Annotated in this window: 19 protein-coding genes; all 19 read right to left on the bottom strand. The window is 74.9% G+C overall.

Annotation, left to right across the window (positions count from 1 at the left end):
- Window positions 1–64 precede the first annotated feature (64 nt).
- The 19 genes from ACWIX3_RS14540 to ACWIX3_RS14450 all read right to left on the bottom strand — a co-directional run bounded on the left by ACWIX3_RS14540 (window position 65) and on the right by ACWIX3_RS14450 (window position 17,678).
- A complete protein-coding gene (locus tag ACWIX3_RS14540; protein WP_448608061.1) occupies window positions 65–658 on the bottom strand; it encodes an adenine phosphoribosyltransferase in 594 nt (197 codons plus the stop codon).
- Window positions 655–2,067 (bottom strand): protein translocase subunit SecF, encoded by a 1,413-nt coding sequence (secF, locus tag ACWIX3_RS14535; protein WP_448608060.1) that lies wholly within the window; start codon window positions 2,065–2,067, stop codon window positions 655–657. The genes ACWIX3_RS14540 and secF overlap by 4 nt, the downstream gene beginning before the upstream one ends.
- Window positions 2,064–3,773, bottom strand: coding sequence for a protein translocase subunit SecD (secD, locus tag ACWIX3_RS14530; protein WP_448608059.1), 1,710 nt, complete (start codon window positions 3,771–3,773; stop codon window positions 2,064–2,066). The genes secF and secD overlap by 4 nt, the downstream gene beginning before the upstream one ends.
- A gap of 14 nt (window positions 3,774–3,787) precedes the next feature.
- Window positions 3,788–4,123 carry a preprotein translocase subunit YajC gene (yajC, locus tag ACWIX3_RS14525; protein ID WP_448608058.1) on the bottom strand — a complete coding sequence of 112 codons (336 nt, stop codon included), beginning with the start codon at window positions 4,121–4,123 and terminating at the stop codon, window positions 3,788–3,790.
- A gap of 155 nt (window positions 4,124–4,278) precedes the next feature.
- Window positions 4,279–5,403 (bottom strand): Holliday junction branch migration DNA helicase RuvB, encoded by a 1,125-nt coding sequence (gene ruvB, locus ACWIX3_RS14520; protein WP_448608057.1) that lies wholly within the window; start codon window positions 5,401–5,403, stop codon window positions 4,279–4,281.
- Window positions 5,404–5,455: 52 nt separating this feature from the next.
- Window positions 5,456–6,094 (bottom strand): Holliday junction branch migration protein RuvA, encoded by a 639-nt coding sequence (ruvA, locus tag ACWIX3_RS14515; RefSeq protein WP_448608056.1) that lies wholly within the window; start codon window positions 6,092–6,094, stop codon window positions 5,456–5,458.
- Between the two features lie 61 nt (window positions 6,095–6,155).
- Window positions 6,156–6,722 carry a crossover junction endodeoxyribonuclease RuvC gene (gene ruvC / locus ACWIX3_RS14510; protein WP_448608055.1) on the bottom strand — a complete coding sequence of 189 codons (567 nt, stop codon included), beginning with the start codon at window positions 6,720–6,722 and terminating at the stop codon, window positions 6,156–6,158.
- Between the two features lie 152 nt (window positions 6,723–6,874).
- The gene (locus ACWIX3_RS14505) at window positions 6,875–7,624 is read right to left on the bottom strand and encodes a YebC/PmpR family DNA-binding transcriptional regulator (protein ID WP_448608054.1); all 750 of its coding nucleotides are present in this window, start codon (window positions 7,622–7,624) and stop codon (window positions 6,875–6,877) included.
- Window positions 7,625–7,700: 76 nt separating this feature from the next.
- Window positions 7,701–8,354 carry a pyridoxal 5'-phosphate synthase glutaminase subunit PdxT gene (pdxT, locus tag ACWIX3_RS14500; RefSeq protein WP_448608053.1) on the bottom strand — a complete coding sequence of 218 codons (654 nt, stop codon included), beginning with the start codon at window positions 8,352–8,354 and terminating at the stop codon, window positions 7,701–7,703.
- Between the two features lie 25 nt (window positions 8,355–8,379).
- Window positions 8,380–9,501, bottom strand: a complete 1,122-nt coding sequence (locus ACWIX3_RS14495; protein WP_448608052.1) for a heparan-alpha-glucosaminide N-acetyltransferase domain-containing protein — start codon at window positions 9,499–9,501, stop codon at window positions 8,380–8,382.
- A 4-nt stretch (window positions 9,502–9,505) separates the two neighbouring features.
- Window positions 9,506–10,414: a pyridoxal 5'-phosphate synthase lyase subunit PdxS gene (pdxS, locus tag ACWIX3_RS14490; protein ID WP_448608051.1), complete on the bottom strand. Its 909-nt coding sequence runs from the start codon at window positions 10,412–10,414 to the stop codon at window positions 9,506–9,508.
- Window positions 10,415–10,456: 42 nt separating this feature from the next.
- Window positions 10,457–11,005 (bottom strand): hypothetical protein, encoded by a 549-nt coding sequence (locus ACWIX3_RS14485; RefSeq protein WP_448608050.1) that lies wholly within the window; start codon window positions 11,003–11,005, stop codon window positions 10,457–10,459.
- Window positions 11,006–11,016: 11 nt separating this feature from the next.
- Complete coding sequence (locus tag ACWIX3_RS14480) at window positions 11,017–12,237, bottom strand: glycosyltransferase family 4 protein (RefSeq protein ID WP_448608049.1); 1,221 nt, start codon at window positions 12,235–12,237, stop codon at window positions 11,017–11,019.
- Window positions 12,237–13,301 (bottom strand): phosphatidylinositol mannoside acyltransferase, encoded by a 1,065-nt coding sequence (locus tag ACWIX3_RS14475; protein ID WP_448608048.1) that lies wholly within the window; start codon window positions 13,299–13,301, stop codon window positions 12,237–12,239. Before ACWIX3_RS14475 ends, ACWIX3_RS14480 begins: the two co-directional genes overlap by 1 nt.
- Window positions 13,298–13,960, bottom strand: coding sequence for a phosphatidylinositol phosphate synthase (pgsA, locus tag ACWIX3_RS14470; protein WP_448608047.1), 663 nt, complete (start codon window positions 13,958–13,960; stop codon window positions 13,298–13,300). The genes ACWIX3_RS14475 and pgsA overlap by 4 nt, the downstream gene beginning before the upstream one ends.
- A 1-nt stretch (window position 13,961) precedes the next feature.
- On the bottom strand, window positions 13,962–14,555 hold the full coding sequence (locus ACWIX3_RS14465; protein ID WP_448608046.1) for an HIT family protein: 594 nt from the start codon (window positions 14,553–14,555) through the stop codon (window positions 13,962–13,964).
- The gene (thrS, locus tag ACWIX3_RS14460) at window positions 14,552–16,588 is read right to left on the bottom strand and encodes a threonine--tRNA ligase (protein WP_448608045.1); all 2,037 of its coding nucleotides are present in this window, start codon (window positions 16,586–16,588) and stop codon (window positions 14,552–14,554) included. The genes ACWIX3_RS14465 and thrS overlap by 4 nt, the downstream gene beginning before the upstream one ends.
- A 92-nt stretch (window positions 16,589–16,680) precedes the next feature.
- The gene (locus ACWIX3_RS14455) at window positions 16,681–17,235 is read right to left on the bottom strand and encodes an MOSC N-terminal beta barrel domain-containing protein (RefSeq protein WP_448608044.1); all 555 of its coding nucleotides are present in this window, start codon (window positions 17,233–17,235) and stop codon (window positions 16,681–16,683) included.
- Window positions 17,232–17,678 carry an HNH endonuclease gene (locus tag ACWIX3_RS14450; RefSeq protein WP_448608043.1) on the bottom strand — a complete coding sequence of 149 codons (447 nt, stop codon included), beginning with the start codon at window positions 17,676–17,678 and terminating at the stop codon, window positions 17,232–17,234. The genes ACWIX3_RS14455 and ACWIX3_RS14450 overlap by 4 nt, the downstream gene beginning before the upstream one ends.
- Window positions 17,679–17,706 lie beyond the last annotated feature (28 nt).

Below are 17,706 nucleotides of genomic sequence, written 5' to 3'. Positions count from 1 at the left end.
GGTGACCTCCCCATGCTAGACGCGGAGGCCCTGCTCGCGACCCCACCTGGGAGTCGTCTACCTATCAGGTGGTCCAGAGGGCGTGCACGGCGTGCGGTACCAGCCGCTGGCGGCCGGCGAGGTCGGCGAGCTCGATGACCACGGACACGGCCACGACGACCCCGCCGAGGGCCTCGACCAGCTGGATGCTGGCCGCGAGCGTGCCGCCGGTGGCCAGGACGTCGTCGACCAGGAGCACCCGCTGCCCCGGCGTGATCGAGTCCGTGTGCACCTCGAGGGTCGCGGTGCCGTACTCGAGCGTGTAGTCGGCCGACAGCCGTTCGCGCGGCAGCTTGCCGGCCTTGCGCACCGGCACCACGCCGACGCCGGCCTCCAGCGCCACCGCCGCGGCGAGCAGGAAGCCGCGGGCCTCGACGCCGACCACGACGTCGTAGCCGGGGTCCCCGCCGGCCGGCGTGGCCATGGCGGCCGCCCGCGGGTCGACGAGGGACGGCGCGGCCAGCCCCTCGACCATCCGGCGGAAGGCCGGTCCGTCGGCGAAGACCGGTGTCAGGTCGCGGAAGACGACCCCCGGCTGGGGGAAGTCCGGGATCTCGACGGCGTGCGAGGCGATCAGCTCGTCCAGCGGGGTGCTGTCCGCCGGGGCGCCGGTGCTCACCGGCGCTTCCGCCCGCCCGAGCGGCGGGCGCCCGGCTGCTGCGGGCGGGCCCCGGGCCGTGGCGCGGCGGTCGCCCCGCTGCGGGAGGGCTGCGCCGTCCGCCCGGTCTCGGGACGCACCGACTCCGGCGACTCGACCACCACGTCGGCCCGGGCCGGACCCAGGTCCTCCTCGCGCTCGGCGACGGCGACCCCTGTCGCCCGGCGGGCGGCGCCGCCCGCACGGCGGGCGCTGGCGACCGGACCGGCCCCCGTCGGGCGGGCGCCCTGACGAGCCTGGGAGGACCGGCGGGCCAGCACCCGGCGACGCAGCGCCTGCACCTCGGGCTCGCGCTCCTTGAGGTCGGCGACGATCGGCGTGGCGAGGAAGATCGACGAGTAGGCCCCCGCGGCCAGGCCGACGAACAGCACCAGCGCGAGGTCCTTGAGCGTCCCGACGCCGAGCAGCCCGGCGCCCACGAACAGCAGGCCGGCCACCGGCAGCAACGCGATCACCGACGTGTTGATCGAGCGCATCAGCGTCTGGTTGACCGCCAGGTTGGCCGCCTCGCCCCAGGTCATCCGCGCCGACCTGTCGAGGTCCTTGACGTTCTCGTCGACCTTGTCGAAGACGACGACTGTGTCGTAGAGCGAGAAACCCAGGATGGTGAGGAACCCGATGACCGTGGACGGGGTGACCTCGAAGCCGACCAGCGCGTAGACGCCGGCGGTCACGACGATGTCGTGCAGCAGCGCCGCGATCGCGCCGACCGCCATCTTGGGCTGGAACCGGATCGCCAGGAAGGCGATGACGGCCACCAGGAACACGGCCAGCGCCACGAGCGCCTGGTTGGTGATGTCCTGTCCCCACTCGGCGCTCACCGCCTCGGGGCTGACCTGGTTCGGCTGCACGCCGGCCGCCGCGGCGACGGCGTCCACGACCGCGCGCTCGGTGTCGTTGTCGAGCGCGCCGGTGCGCAGCAGCAGCGCGTTCCCGCCGACCACCTGCGCGGAGGCGACCTCCGCACCGGCGTCCTCCGCGGCCTCCTGGACCTCGGCGAGCTGCTCGGTCGAGCCCGGCAGCCGGAAGCTGTTGCCGCCGGCGAAGTCGATGCCGAAGTTGAAGCCCCGGAAGACCATGGCGGCGATGCACAGCAGCACCACCACCGCGGTGATCCGGTAGATCAGGCGGCTGCGGCCGACGACGTCCAGCCCGGCCTCGCCGTTGTAGAGCCGGTGCGACAGGGAGCCGCGGTGCCGCGGACGCCGGGCGCCGGCCTCGCCCTCGCGCGGCAGGCCGGCCTCGGCCAGCGCCGTCTCGTCGGCGGCCGCGGCGGCGTCGGCCGCCGCGGTGCCGGCGGACGCCGCCTCGTCGGCGTCGTTGCCCATCGGCAGCTCGTCGGCGTCCGGTCGGGTCTGGCGGCCGGTCATGCGTCGCTCCTGTCCTGCGCGGTGCGGCCGGTGCCGGCGCCGACGAGCTCGCGGTCGGCGGCAGGACGACGTCCCGCGGCCGCGCGCGGGCGGTCGAGGTTGCGGCCCAGGCCGGAGAAGCGGCTGCTGCCGAACACGCGGTAGCGGGCCAGCACCGCCATCAGCGGGTGGGTGAAGAGGAAGACGACGACCAGGTCGAGCACCGTGGACATGCCCAGGGTGAACGCGAAGCCCTTCACGTCGCCGATCGCCAGCACGTAGAGGATCGCGGCGGCGAGGAAGCTGACCGCGTCGGCCGACAGGATGGTGCGGCGGGCCCGGACCCACGCCCGCGGGACCGCCGAGCGCAGCGTGCGGCCCTCGCGGATCTCGTCCTTGAGCCGCTCGAAGTAGACGACGAACGAGTCCGCGGTGATGCCCAGCGACACGATGAACCCGGCGATGCCGGCGAGGCTGAGCGTGAAGCCGATCTGCCGGCCCAGCACGACCAGGACCGCGTAGACGACCACCGCCGACAGCACCAGGCTCGCGATCATCACCAGGCCCAGCAGTCGGTAGTAGAGCAGCGCGTAGACGAAGACCAGCGCGATGCCGATCGCCCCGGCGATCAGGCCGGCCTGCAGCTGCTCGGCGCCGAGCTCGGTGGAGATCGACTGCGCGGTGGCCTGGGTGAAGGTCAGGGGCAGCGCGCCGTAGCGCAGCTGGTTGGCCAGCTCCTCGGCGCTCTGCTGGTCGAAGGAGCCGGTGATCGTCGTCGGGTTGCTCGTGATCGCGCCCTGGATGGTGGGCGCGGAGATCACCCTGCCGTCGAGGGTGAACGCGACGTTGGAGCCGACGTTGGCCGCGGTGTAGGCCGCCCAGGTCGACTCGGCGTCGCGCTCGAAGTCCAGCAGCACGACCCACTCACCGGTGGCCTGCTGGGTGCCGGCGCTGGCGTCGGAGACCTGGGTGCCCTCGATGATCGCCGGGCCGAGCAGGTACTTGGCCGACCCGTCCTCGGTGCACGCGGCGACGAAGCTCTCCGGCAGGTCCACCTCGGGGGTGGTGTCCTCGGGGTCGCAGGTCAGCGTGGCGTACTCGGCCGCGGCCTGCTCCTGCGTCACCGGCGGGGCGCCGGGCTCGGGGAGCGAGGGGTCGGCGACGGCGCCGTCGGACGGCGCGGCGGCGTCAGTGGGCGTGGCGGCGTCAGTGGGCGTGGCGGCGTCAGTGGGCGTGGCGGCGTCGGACGGCGCGGCCGGGTCGCTGGGCGCGGCGGCGTCAGTGGGCGCGGCCGGGTCACCCGGTGCCGCGGACTCCCCGGCAGCGGGGGTCTCCTCGGCGGCCGGGGCGGCCGGCTCGGGGCCCTGGACGACCGGACGGAAGCGCAGTTGTGCGGTCTGGCCCAGCTCACGCGCCTGCTCGCCGTCGTCCCCGGGGACGGAGATGACGATGTTCGAGTCGCCCTCGGTGACGACCTCGGCCTCCGCGACGCCGAGGCCGTTCACCCGCTGCTCGATGATCTGGCGGGCCAGCTCCAGCTCGGTCGGGTCCGGGGCCTGGCCGTCGGGCGTGGCAGCGGTGAGGGTCACCGTCGTCCCGCCGCGCAGGTCGAGGCCGAGCTGCGGGGTGCGGGTGTCACCGGTGAGGAAGACGAGGCCGTACAGGACGGCGACCACGAGCAGGAAGGCGCCGAAGTACCGGCGTGCGGGCAGTGCGTGTCGGGCCACGGTGCGGCTCCGGGTCAGCGGGTGCGGTCGGCCGGGCCGCCGTCCGCGTCGTCCCCGGGGAGGACCGTGCCGTCGACCGCCGGGCCGGCCACCGCGGGCTTGCGGACCTCGAGGACCGCCTGCCGGGCGAAGGTGACGACCACGCCCGGGGCGATCTCCAGGTCGACGGTGCCCTCACCGAGGGCGGCGACGGTGCCGTGCAGACCGGCCGTCGTCATGACCGGGGTGCCCGGGGTCAGGGACTCCTGCAGTGCCCGCTGCTGCTCCTGGATCTTCTTGCGCTGTCGCGCCGGCACGACGATGAGCAGCACGAAGGCCAGCACGAGGATGACGAGCGGGAACAACTCCACGACAGATGTGCCTCTCTACCGCGGCGTACCGGCCGCGGTGGGTGCGGCCCGGGACGGGGCCGCTCGGGTGCGTCGACTGCGGCGCGGGCATCCGGGCGACCGTGCGGGACGCGCGCGGGCGACGCCGGACGAGTTGCGCGCCAGCGCTCCGCAGTCTAGGCGTCGAACAGGGTCTCTGACGACGACCCCGGGGCCGGTGGGTCGGCTGTGACCCGGCCGAGGGGGACGCCGCCCCGCGGCACCGGCTGACCGAGGTGCTGCCAGGCCGCCTCGGTGGCCACCCGGCCGCGCGGCGTGCGAGCGAGGAGGCCGGCGCGGACGAGGAACGGCTCGCACACCTCCTCCACGGTGTGCGGCTCCTCCCCCACGGCCACGGCGAGCGTGGCGACGCCGACCGGGCCGCCGCCGAAGCGCATGACCAGCGCCTCCAGGACGGCACGGTCGAGCCGGTCGAGGCCGAGGTGGTCGACGTCGTAGAGCGCGAGGGCGGCCTCGGCGACCGCGCGGGTCACCCGCCCGTCGGCGCGGACCTCGGCGTAGTCGCGGACCCGGCGCAGCAGCCGGTTGGCGATGCGCGGGGTACCCCGGGACCGCCCGGCGATCTCGGCCGAGCCGTCCTCGGTGAGCTCGACGCCCAGCAGCGCGGCGCTGCGGGCCAGCACCAGCTGCAGCTCGGCCGGCTCGTAGAACTCCATCTGGCCGACGAAGCCGAACCGGTCGCGCAGCGGCCCGGTGAGCAGGCCGGCCCGGGTCGTCGCCCCGACCAGGGTGAACGGGTTGATCTCCAGCGGGATGGCGGTCGCGCCCGGCCCCTTGCCGACGACGACGTCGACCCGGAAGTCCTCCATCGCCATGTAGAGGAGCTCCTCGGCCGGCCGCGCGATCCGGTGGATCTCGTCGATGAAGAGCACGTCGCCGGGCGCGAGGTTGGACAGCATCGCGGCCAGGTCGCCGGAGCGCTCGATCGCCGGGCCGCTGGTAATCTTCACCGACGTCCCCAGCTCGGAGCCGATGATCAGCGCGAGGCTGGTCTTGCCCAGGCCGGGCGGACCAGAGAGCAGCACGTGGTCCGGCGGGCGGCCGCGCCGCTTGGCGCCCTCGAGGACCAGCTCCAGCTGGCGGGCCACCTTGGGCTGGCCGATGAAGTCGCCGAGCGAGTGCGGGCGCAGCGCCGACTCGACGACCCGCTCCTCGTCACCGGCTCCGGCCGACACCGGGAAGTCCTGGGCGAGGCCGTCGGCCGGCTCGGCGGACAGCCCGCGGTCGAACGGGCCGCTCACCGTGTCACCTGCTCGCTACCGGCCGGCGGAGCCGGCACGGTCACCGGGCCGCTCACGACCGGCCCAGCAGGCGCAGCGCCTGGCGCAGCAGGACGGCGACCTCGACCGAACCGGTCGCGGTGACCTGCTCGTCGGCCATCGGGGCGAGCTGGGCGATCGCCGAGTCGGCCTCCTTGCCCGTCCAGCCCAGGCCGACCAGGGCCGAGGCCAGCTGGTCGCGCCACGGGGCGACGGGGGTGACCGCGGGCAGGCCCGTGGGGGCGGCACCGTCGAGCTGGGTGTCGGTCGAGGTGACGCCGAGACGGTCGCGCAGCTCGAGGATCAGCCGCTCGGCGCCCTTCTTGCCGATGCCGGGGACCTGCATGAGCGCCTTGACGTCGGCCATCGACACCGCCCGGCGCACTTCGCGCGGTGGGTGGATGGCGAGCACGGCCTGCGCCAGGCGCGGGCCCACGCCGTTGGCCGTCTGCAGCAGCTCGAACAGCTGGCGCTCGTCGTCGTCGGCGAAGCCGTAGAGGGTCAGCGAGTCCTCGCGCACCACCAGGCTGGTCGCCAGCCGGGCGCTCTCCCCCACCTGCAGCCGGGCGATGGTGCCCGGCGTGCACTGCACCGCCAGGCCCACGCCGCCGACCTCGACGACCGCGCCGTCCGGCGACACGGCGGCCACCCGGCCGTTCACGCTCGCGATCACCGTCGCTCCCCCGTCGGGATCGACGCGCAGCCACGCGGGGGCACGCCGGTCAGCAGTGCGATCACCGGGACACCCCCTGCCAGCGCGGCAGGGTGCGCTGCACCACCGGCGCGCCGATGCCGCCGGCCAGCGCGGCCACCTTGAGCCGCTGCTGCGCCGGGCCGCGCCACGCGTGGCAGACCGCCAGCGCCAGCGCGTCGGCGGCGTCGGCCGGCTTGGGGGCCGTAGCCAGCCCCAGCACCCGGGTGACCATGAGGGTGACCTGCTCCTTGTCCGCGCGGCCGCTGCCGGAGATGGCCGCCTTGACCTCGCTGGGCGTGTGCCACGCGACCGGCCGGTCGGCCTGCGCCGCGGCGAGCGCGGCCACGCCCGCCGCCTGCGCCGTCCCCGTGGCGGTGCCCTTGTTGTTCTGGGTGAAGACCCGCTCGATCGCGACGACGTCGGGGCGGTGCTCCCGCAGCAGCGCCGTGACGGCGGTGTGCAGCTCGAGCAGCCGCAGCTCCAGGTCGAGCTCCGCGGCGGTGCGCACGACCCCCACGCCGACGGCCGTCGGCCGTGCGCCGGGACGCCCGTCGACCACCCCCCACCCGCACCGGGTGAGGCCCGGGTCGATGCCCAGCACCCGCATGGAGGCGCCTCCTGCCGTCAGCCGAACTGGTGTTCGACCCACGGTAGCCGCCCGGTGCGACGGGACGGCGCGACACGCCCGCGCCGGGTGAGGTGCTGGACGGCCGCCCTGCAGGAGCCGCCGCGAGCCTGCGAGTGGTGGGGCGAGGGGTCCTAGATCTTCTCGAGCACCTCGTTGGAGACGTCGTAGTTGGCGTAGACGTTCTGCACGTCGTCGCAGTCCTCGAGCGCGTCGATGAGCCGGAACACCTTGCCCGCGGCCTCCTCGTCGAGCTCGACCGAGACGCTGGGCACGAAGCCGGCGTCGGCCGAGTCGTAGTCGATGCCGGCGTCCTGCAGGGCGGTGCGCACCGCGACCAGGTCGGTCGGCTCGCACACGACCTCGAAGCTGTCGCCCTGGTCGCGCACCTCCTCGGCGCCGGCGTCCAGCACCGCCATGAGCACGGTGTCCTCGTCGACCGCGTCGGACTTCGGCACCACAATGACGCCCTTGCGGGAGAACAGGTAGGAAACCGAGCCGGGGTCGGCCATCGACCCGCCGTTGCGGGTCATCGCCGTGCGGACCTCCATGGCCGACCGGTTCTTGTTGTCGGTCAGGCACTCGATGAGGACGGCGACGCCGCCGGCCGCGTAACCCTCGTAGGTGATCGTCTGGTAGTCCACGCCACCGGCCTCGAGACCGGCGCCCCGCTTGACCGCGCGGTCGATGTTGTCGTTGGGCACCGAGCTCTTCTTCGCCTTCTGGATGGCGTCGAACAGCGTCGGGTTGCCCGCCGGGTCACCGCCGCCGGTGCGAGCCGCGACCTCGACGTTCTTGATCAGCTTGGCGAAGAGCTTGCCGCGCTTCGCGTCGATCCCGGCCTTCTTGTGCTTGGTCGTCGCCCACTTGGAATGGCCGCTCACGAGTCCTCCTCGCTGGCGCTCGTCGGCCGCGTTCGCGGCCCCGCTGCTGTGCTCGCCGCTGAGCTCGCAAGCTCGCTCACGAAGTGCCCCTCTCGTTCCCGGCTGCGGCGCCGGCCTGCTCGGCCAGGTGACCGCGCACGATCTCCACGAACAGCGCGTGCACCCGGCGATCCCCGGTCAGTTCGGGGTGGAAGCTGGTGGCCACCAGGTTCCCCTGGCGGACCGCGACGATCCTACCGTCGGCGGCTCCCCCCTCGACCCGGCCGAGGACCTGCACGCCCTCCCCCGCCTGCTCCACCCACGGCGCCCGGATGAAGACCGCGTGCACCGGGCCCCCGGCCACGCCGTCGATCGAGACCTGCGACTCGAAGGAGTCCACCTGCCGACCGAAGGCGTTGCGCCGCACCGTGACGTCCAGCCCGCCGACGGTGACCTGGTCCGGTGGGGCGTCCAGCAGCCGGTCGGCCAGCATGATCATCCCGGCGCAGGAGCCGTAGACCGGCAGCCCGCCGGCCACCGCCGCGCGCAGCGGCTCGAGCAGGCCGAACCGCGCGGTCAGCTTGGCCATGGTCGTCGACTCCCCGCCAGGGACGACGAGTGCGTCCACCGCGGCGAGCTCCTCGGGACGCCGGACGGTCACCGCCTCGGCACCCAGCTCCGGCAGCGTCGCGAGGTGCTCGCGGACGTCGCCCTGCAGGGCCAGCACACCGACGACAGGGTTCCCGGACACGGGGGACCAGGCTACGTACCCCGGCTCAGGGCCCGGCCGCCCGCCGCGAGCTCCAGGTCAGCAGCCGCTCCAGCGGACCGCGACCCAGCCGCCACCGCCACACCGACGCCAGCACCAGGGCGGTGAGGGTGAAACGCACCCAGCTGCCCCAGTCGTCGGAGTTGTCGACCTCGAGCACCCGGATGGCGACGATCTGCGCGGTGTAGACCGACAGCGCCAGCGCGCCCACGGACGCGAGCGGGTACGTCGGCCGCGGCAGCAGGTCGGCGACCACGAGGCACACCCCGATGACGGCGACCGCGACCCCGCCGGAGCCCAGCACCTCGAACGGCGTCGAGCTGTGCGGCTCGGCGCCGGCGAACCAGGCCGGGTCCCACTCGCCGGAGGAGCCGAAGCCGGCCTCGATCCCGGCCAGGTCCTGCCCCGGCGCGAGCGCCCGGGTGCTCAGCCAGCCGCCGAGGTAGCCCAGCGCCGCCGCGGCCGCCCCACCCGCGACCAGGCCGCCGCGCACCCGGGCCGTCCCCAGGTCCAGCCGGCCGACCGCGAGCCCGACGAGCACGAAGGCCGCCCAGACCGCCGCCGGGTAGTAGCCGGTGAACAGCAGGAACGTGAAGGCGCTGCCCTCCTCGTCCAGCCCGGTGGCGTACCGCCCGACCACGAGGGTGAGCGGCGGCGCGGCCAGGGCGACGACGCCGGCGGCGAGCAGCAGCCGCGCGGGCGGCCAGCGCAGGAAGGGCAGCGCGAGGACGAAGAGCACCGCGTAGACGCCCAGGATGATCGCCACGAAGGTGTCGAGCAGCTCCAGGACGCCGCCGATCGCGAACACCCACGCGGCGCGGACCAGGACGCGGGTGCGGGCCCGGGCGAGCTCCGGCCCGGTGGCCGGCGTGCGGCCGCCGGAGATCAGCGCGATGGAGACGCCGGCCAGCGTGGCGAACAGGATCGACGACCGCCCGTCGACCAGCGCCCGCCAGGTGGCCGGGTCCCAGCCCAGTTCGCCGGTGTCGCCCAGGTGCGCGCCGAACATGCCCAGGACGGCGAGCCCGCGGGCAACGTCGAGACCACGGATCCGCCGTCCCGGCGCGGCCTCCCGCTCCGGACCGGCGGACGCGCGGGCGCCCTCGACGTCGACCCGCCGCGCCGTCACGGACTCACCACCCGCGGGTGGCGTACCGCTCCCCCTCCGGCAGCGTGGCGACGTCGATGCCGACCATCGGCTCGCCGAGACCGCGGGAGACCTTGGCGATCACGCCGGGGTCGTCGTGGAAGGTGGTCGCCTGCACGATCGCCGCGGCCCGCTGCGCCGGGTCGCCGGACTTGAAGATGCCCGAGCCGACGAAGACGCCCTCGGCGCCCAGCTGCATCATCATCGCAGCGTCCGCGGGGGTGGCGATGCCGCCGGCGGTGAAGAGCACGACGGGCAGCTCGCCCAGCCGGGCGACCTCGGCGACCAGGTCGTACGGGGCGCGCAGCTCCTTCGCCGCGACGAACAGCTCGGTCGCGTCGAGGGTGCCCAGCCGCCTGATGCCGGCGCGGATGGCCCGCACGTGCCGCACGGCCTCGACCACGTTGCCGGTGCCGGCCTCGCCCTTGGACCGGATCATCGCCGCGCCCTCGGCGATCCGCCGCAGCGCCTCACCCAGGTCGGTGGCGCCGCAGACGAACGGCACGGTGAACTCGCTCTTGACGATGTGGTGCGCCTCGTCGGCCGGGGTGAGGACCTCGGACTCGTCGACGTAGTCGACCCCGAGGCTCTGCAGCACCTGCGCCTCGACGAAGTGGCCGATGCGCGCCTTGGCCATGACCGGGACGGAGACCGCGTCGATGATGCGCTGGACCACGTCCGGGTCGCTCATCCGCGCGATGCCGCCCTGGGCGCGGATGTCGGCCGGCACCCGCTCGAGGGCCATGACGGCTACCGCGCCGGCGTCCTCGGCGATGCGGGCCTGCTCGGGGGTGACGACGTCCATGATGACGCCGCCCTTCAGCTGCTCGGCCATGCCGCGCTTGACGGCCTCGGTGCCGGTGGTGCTGGGGTCGGTCGCGCTGTGCTCTGCCACGGGAACTGCCTCGGTCTCGGACGTCGGGAGGGTGCCCCGATGCTACGGGCGCGCCCGGCTGCCCCCGGCGGCGCTGCCGGTGACCTCACGCAGGTCGTCCTCGATGTCGAAGAACCGGGGTAGCGGCCGGGAGGCGTGCAGCCGCAGCAGGCTGGGCAGCCGGCGGGTGCGCAACGCGGCGGTGTCCCGCACGGCGTCGTTGTAGAAGCGCCGTGCCAGGCCGATCCGGGTCGCCGTCCCGTCGAGGTCGGCCCGCAGCGCCGTCGGCACGCCGGGCAGGTCGGCGGGCAGCTCGCGCAGCTCACGGCCCAGCGCGTTCTCCGCGAGCTCGCGGTCGCCGGCCCGCGGCGCGCGAACATCCCGGACGCACGCCGCCAGCCGGGCGGCCCGCTCCTCCCCCACCGCGTCCGCGTGCTCGCCGGCGAGCTCGGCGGCGAGGGCCGCGCGCCGGGTCAGCTGCGTGTCCAGGGCCCTCCAGGCCCGCGCGACCCGGGCCTCCAGGCGGCGCAACCGGGTGTGCGTCCACGCCACCCAGGCGGCCAGCAGCAGGACGACGGCGGCGGTGAGCAGCAGCCAGACGTCGGGGGTCACGACGGGTCAGGCTAGCGCTGCACCCACCGCCGCAGGGCCGACCGGGCCGGTCCGTTCCCCGGGAGGGTGGCGAGGTCGCCCAGCCGGGCGTCGTCGTCGGACGCGGTGACCTCGCCGCTGCCGGGCAGGACGACGGTCTCGTAGACGGCGAGCACCCGGCGCGCCACCACCGACCAGTCGTACTCGGCGGCCACCCGGCGGCCGGTCGCGGACAGCCGCGCCCGGCGCTCGGGGTCGGCGAGCAGGTCGGAGAGGGCACGGGCGAGGTCGCGGGCGTCGCCGCGGCGCACGAGCACGCCGGCGGCGCCGTCCCCGAGCACCGCGGCGAACGCGTCGAGGTCGCTGGCGATGATCGGCGCCCCGGCTGCCAGTGCCTCGATGAGCACGATGCCGAAGGACTCCCCCAGCAGGTTGGGCGCGCAGTACACGTCGACCGACCGCAGGAACGCCGCCTTCTCCGCCTCGGTGAGCTCGCCGAGCAGCGAGACGTGGGGGGCGAGGTCCTCGCCGAGCAGGTCCCGGACGGCGTCGGGGTCGCCGCGGCCGGCGATGAGCAGCTGGGCGCCGGGGTGCCGCCGGACGACGGTGCGCATGGCTTCCAGCAGCACCGGGAGACCCTTGCGCGGCTCGTCGTAGCGGCCGAGGAAGCCGATCGTCGGCCCGTCGACGCCGCGGGTGTGGCCGGGCAGCGAGGGCCCCTCGGCAAACGCCCCGACGTGCACACCGTTGGGGATGATCACCGCGTCGCCGCCGAGGTGCTCGACCTGCACCCGGCGGGCGAAGTCCGACACCGCGATCCGCCCGGCGATCTTCTCCAGCCACGGCCGGACGAGAGGACCCACGGCAGCCAGCCACTTGGAGCGTGTCGTGGCGGCGTGGTAGGTGGCCACGACGGGGCCGGTGGCGACCATGCAGACGACCAGGGAGACCGAGGGCGTCGCGGGCTCGTGCACGTGGACGACGTCGAAGTGACCCTCGCGCAGCCAGCGGCGCACCCGGGTGGCGCTGACCGGCCCGAGCTGCAGGCTGGCCATCGAGCCGTTGTACGGGACCGGCACGGCGCGCCCGGCCCACGTCGCGTACTCGTCGGGCAGCGACTCCTCGCGCTCGGCGGGGGTGAGCACCTCGACGTGGTGGCCCAGCCCGCGCAACGTCTGGGCGAGGTCGCGCACGTGGTACTGCACCCCGCCGGGGACGTCCCACTGGTAGGGGCAGACCAGCCCGATGCGCATCAGCGGCGCTCCACCCCGGTCCGGCTCGGCGAGCTCGCCCGAGCGCGTCCCGCCGGCGGGTCGGGCGGGACGTCGTCCCAGATCCGGCCGAGGACGTGCCAGTCCTCGGGACGCTCGGCGATCGAGTCGGTGAACGCGTCGGCCACGCCCTGCATCGCGGCGGGTACCCGGTCGCGGAGCCGCCCGGGTCCGTCGACCGGCACCTCGGGCCGGACGTCGAAGGCCCAGCCGCGGTCGGTGAACCGGCAGATCGCGGGGTGCAGCGCAGCGCCGGTCCGGGCCGCCAGGAGCGCGGGCCCACCGGGCATGGTCGCCCGGCGGCCGAAGAACTCGACCGGCACGCCGCCGCTGCCCAGGTCGCGGTCGACCAGCAGACAGACCCAGCCGCCGTCGTCCAGCCACTCGCGCAGCACCGCCGAGCTCGGCCGCGGCCCCCCGGTGAGCGGGACGACCCGCATGCCCAACGTCTCGCGGAACTCCAGGAACCGCCGGTAGAGCGACTCCGGCCGCAGCCGCTCGGCCACCGTCATGAAGGGCCCGCCCAGGAAGTCCACCAGCCACACGCCGGCGGCGTCCCAGTTGCCGCTGTGCGGCAGCGCGAAGACCACGCCGCGGCCGTCGGCCCGGGCCCGCTCCATGTGCTCGACGCCGGAGCTCACGGTGTCGGCCACGATCCGCTCCCGGGACAGCCGTGGCAGCCGGAACGCCTCCTGCCAGTAGCGGGCGTAGGAGCGCATCGCCCGCGTGGTCAGCTCGGCGAGCGCGGCCTCGCCGAGCCGGTCCCCGGTCGCGACGCGGAGGTTGGCGCGCAGCTGCCGCACTCCGCGGCCCTCGCGCGCGGCGGCCCAGCGGCCGGCGGCGTCGAAGGCGCCGCGGGCCACCGGCTCGGGCAGCGCCTTGACCGCGCTCCAGCCGGCGGCGTAGCCGAGGTCGGTCAGCTGCGCCGTGGCCCCGGCCCGCAGCCCCGGCCGACCCGGCACCAGCCGCAACCCGGTCGCCGTCTCACCCGACCCCGTCCCCGCCGACCCGGCCGGCGCGGCGTCGGGCTCGGGCGCGTCGGTCACGGCCGCAGCCCCGAGGGGGGCGGGGTGGACGGGGACGGCGGCGGGGTCGGCAGCGCGCGGCCTCGGGCCTGCCGGTGGACCTCGGCGAACCGCTGCCCCACGGTGACCGCGCTGCCCACGGTCAGCACCCACAGGGCCACGTGCAGGGCGTACGGGATGCCCAGGCCCAGGAAGCCGGTGCCGACCAGCACGAGGATCAGCCGCTCGGTGCGCTCCACGATGCCGACGTCGCAGGTCAGCCCCAAGCCCTCGGCGCGGGCCTTCACGTATGAGGTGAGCACGCCGAGGACCAGGCACAGCAGCGCCAGCAGCACGATGAGCCGGTTGTCGCCGGCCCCGGAGAACCACCAGACCAGCGCGCCGAAGATGGCGGCGTCGGCGGCACGGTCGCCGGTGGAGTCGAGCACCGCGCCGAACACCGAGCCGCCGCCGCGGGCGCGCGCCAGGGCGCCGTCGAGCATGTCGAGCAGCACGAAGACGGTCACGGTGAACGCGCCCCAGAACAGGTGCCCGGTCGCGATCAGCCCGACCGCGCCGGCGATCGCCCCGAGCGTGCCGACCAGCGTGACCGTGTCCGGGGTGACCCCGGCCCGGGCCAGTCGGGCCACGACCGGTGCCCAGAGGCGGCCCACGGCGGCGCGGGCGTTGGCGCCGAGCACGTCAGGCCTCCGGCGCCGGCCGGCCGTCCGGCCAGTTCTGCGCGAGCAGCGTCCGCGTCTCGCGGAGCACCTGCGGCAGGACGCGGGTCAGCCCGATGACCGGCATGAAGTTGGTGTCCCCGCCCCAGCGCGGGACCGCGTGCTGGTGCAGGTGGTCGGCGATCCCGGCGCCGGCGACCGAGCCCTGGTTCATGCCGATGTTGAACCCGTGCGCCCCGGAGACCGCGCGCACCACCCGCATGGCCGTCTGGGTGAACGCGCCGAGCTCGGCGACCTCGGCGGCGGTGAGGTCGGTGTAGTCCGGCACGTGCCGGTAGGGCACCAGCATCAGGTGGCCGGCGTTGTACGGGTACAGGTTGAGGACGGCGAAGACGGTCTCGCCGCGCGCGACGATCAGCCCCTCCTCGTCGTCCATCTGCGGGATGAGGCAGAACGGGCAGTCGTGGGCGCCGGTGGGTTTGCCCTCGCCGCGGATGTAGGCCATGCGGTACGGCGTCCACAGGTGCTCGAAGACCGTCGCCGGACCGCCGTCGTCGCTGGAGACGGCGACCCGGACGGCCTCGGTGCCCATCGACCCGCCCGCTGCCGCGCTCATCCGGCCACCAGCGCCTCGGCGGTCGGGTCGGCGTTCGCCCGGCCGGCGACCCACCCGGCGATCGCGGCCACCGCCTGCTCGACGGGCACGCCGTTGTGCTGGCTGCCGTCGCGGAAGCGGAAGGAGACCGCGCCGGCCTCGGCGTCGGTCGCCCCGGCGATGAGCACGAATGGCACCTTCTGCTTGCTGGCGGTGCGGATCTTCTTCTGCATCCGGTCGTCGGAGTCGTCGACCTCCACCCGGATGCCGCGCGCCCTGAGCTCGAGCGCGACGTCGGTCAGGTAGGGCACCTGCTCGTCGGTGACCGGGATGCCGACCACCTGGACCGGGGCCAGCCAGGCCGGGAAGGCGCCGGCGTAGTGCTCGGTGAGGACGCCGAAGAAGCGCTCGATCGACCCGAACTTCGCCGAGTGGATCATCACCGGCTGCTGCCGGCCGCCGTCCGCGGACGTGTACTCCAGGCCGAAGCGGGCGGGCTGGTTGAAGTCGTACTGGATGGTCGACATCTGCCAGGTCCGGCCGATGGCGTCCCGCGCCTGGACGGAGATCTTCGGACCGTAGAACGCCGCGCCACCCGGGTCGGGGACGAGTTCGAGCCCCGTCTCCTTCGCCGCCTCCTCGAGGACGGCGGTCGCGACGGCCCACTCCTCGTCCGACCCGATGAACTTGCCCTGCTTCGCCGGGTCGTCACCCCGCGTCGAGAGCTCCAGGTGGTAGTCGTCGAGGCCGAAGTCGCGCAGCAGGCCGAGGACGAAGGCCAGCAGGTGCCGGATCTCGCCGGGCGCCTGCTCCGGGGTGACGTAGCTGTGCGAGTCGTCCTGGGTGAGCCCGCGCACGCGGGTGAGGCCGTGCACGACCCCGGACTTCTCGTACCGGTACACCGAGCCGAACTCGAAGAAGCGCAGCGGCAGCTCGCGGTAGGACCGCCCGCGCGACCTGAAGATCAGGTTGTGCATCGGGCAGTTCATGGCCTTGAGGTAGTACTCGCTGTTCTCCAGTTCCATGGGCGGGAACATGGTGTCGGCGTAGTAGGGCAGGTGGCCCGAGGTCTCGAACAGCCCGCCCTTGCTGATGTGCGGGCTACCGACGTAGTCGAAGCCCTCCTCGATGTGGCGGGCGCGGACGTAGTCCTCCATCTCCCGCTTGACCACACCGCCCTTGGGGTGGAACACGGCCAGGCCGGAGCCGATCTCGTCGGGGAAGCTGAACAGGTCGAGCTCGACGCCGAGCCGGCGGTGGTCGCGGCGCTCGGCCTCGGCGAGGTGCTCGAGGTAGGCCTTGTGCGCGTCCCTGCTCTCCCAGGCGGTGCCGTAGATGCGCTGCAGCTGGGGATTCTTCTCGCTGCCCCGCCAGTAGGCGGCCGCGCTGCGGGTGAGGCTGAACGCCGGGATGTTGCTGGTGCGCGGCAGGTGCGGGCCGCGGCACAGGTCGGTCCACACCAGGTCGCCGGTGCGGGCGTCCCGGTTGTCGTACATGGTCAGCTGCGCGCCGCCGACCTCGACGTCAGCGCCCTCCGCTGCCTCGCCGGCGCCACCCTTCAGGCCGATCAGCTCGAGCTTGAACGGCTCGTGGGCGAGCTCGGCCTGCGCGTCGGCGTCGCTGATCTCGCGGCGGGAGAAGTACTGCCCGGCCTTGACGATCTCCTGCATCCGCTTCTCGAGGGCCTTGAGGTCCTCGGGCGTGAAGGGCCGCTCGGGGGCGAAGTCGTAGTAGAAGCCGTTCTCCACCGGCGGGCCGATGCCCAGCCGGGTGCCCGGGAAGAGGTCCTGCACCGCCTGCGCGAGCACGTGCGCGGCCGAGTGCCGGATCACCGAGCGGCCCTCGGGGCTGGCCGCGGGCACCGGCTCGACCGCGGCGTCGGCCTCGGGAGCCCAGGCGAGGTCCTTGAGGTCGCCGGTCGCGAGGTCCCGGACGACGACCGCGCCGTCGGGGCCCTTGAGCGGGGTGCCGGCAGCCTTCAGCGCGTCCTGGGCCGTCGTCCCGGCCGGCACCCGGATCGGGGCGGTGGCGGCGAGGGTGGGCGCGGCTGGCACGGGAGCTCCTGCGGGGTTGACGATGGCGTGGGCGGGGGAGGACACCGAGCCTAGTGCGCGGCGCGCGTCACCCCGGGACGCCGTCCGGCGGCTCAGCCGGGCAGCACCTCGACGCGGTCGCCCACCCGGACCGTGCCCGGCCGCCGCACCTCCGCGTAGACGCCGAGGCAGTGCTTGGGCGTGCGGGTGACGGCGACCTCGACCTCGCCGACGCGCACCGTGCGCCCGACCCAGGACCGCTCGTCCTCGCCCTCGGGCAGGTCGACCAGCAGGTTGGCGCGCGGGTCGTCGGCCGAGCACCCCTCGGGGACGTCGCCGGCGTCGGCGCGCGCGATCGCCCCGCGGCTGACCAGGTGCACCGCGGCGGCGTCCACCTGCGGCTGCCCGGAGCGCTGCAGGCGCACCGGCCGGCCCAGCACCTCGGTCAGCGTGATCGTGTCGGCCTCGTCGTCCCCCGTGGCGACGACCTCGGCCATCTGCGGGGTGCTCTTGACCGTCACCCGCTCCCCCGTCGAGGCGTCGACGACGGTCCACGCGCGGTCGCCGACCAGGCCCGCCGGACCCACCCGGGCCTCCTCGACGGTCCGACCGGCGAGGCTCTTCACCGGGTAGACGCTCAGCTGCACGACGCTGCCCGCAACGGTCACGAGGCGACCGTACGTCCATCGCCGGAGGGGGGCGGCCGGCGGCGCAGCCGGCGCCGCTGCGCGTCGAGGTAGGGCCGCGCCCGGCGCTGGCCGCCCTCGCGGTCGATGGCCGCCTGCAGGGCGTCCAGCGCCCGGGCCAGCCGGTCGGCGTCGGGCCGCCAGCCGCGCCGCTCGCACTCCTCGAGCCAGTCCACCGGCGCCCGGTGGCCGCGCTCGGCGTTGCACCGGCGGCAGGCGGCGACCTCGTTGGCCAGCCACGACGGCCCGCCCTTCAGCCGCGGGACGACGTGCTCGGTGGTCGGCGGGACCAGGCCGCCGAGGACCCGGCCGCACCAGATGCAGGTGTCGCCGTCCCGCTCGAGCACCTCGGTCAGGCGTTCGGCGCGTCCGGGCTGGCGCAGGCGGACCGGCGCGGGCGGGGCGGTCGGCCGGCGGCGGGACATCGTCCCCATGGTCCCCCGCTCCCGCGTT

This window comes from Geodermatophilus sp. URMC 60, assembly GCF_053502585.1.
This window is presented reverse-complemented; position numbering and strand designations above follow the sequence as displayed.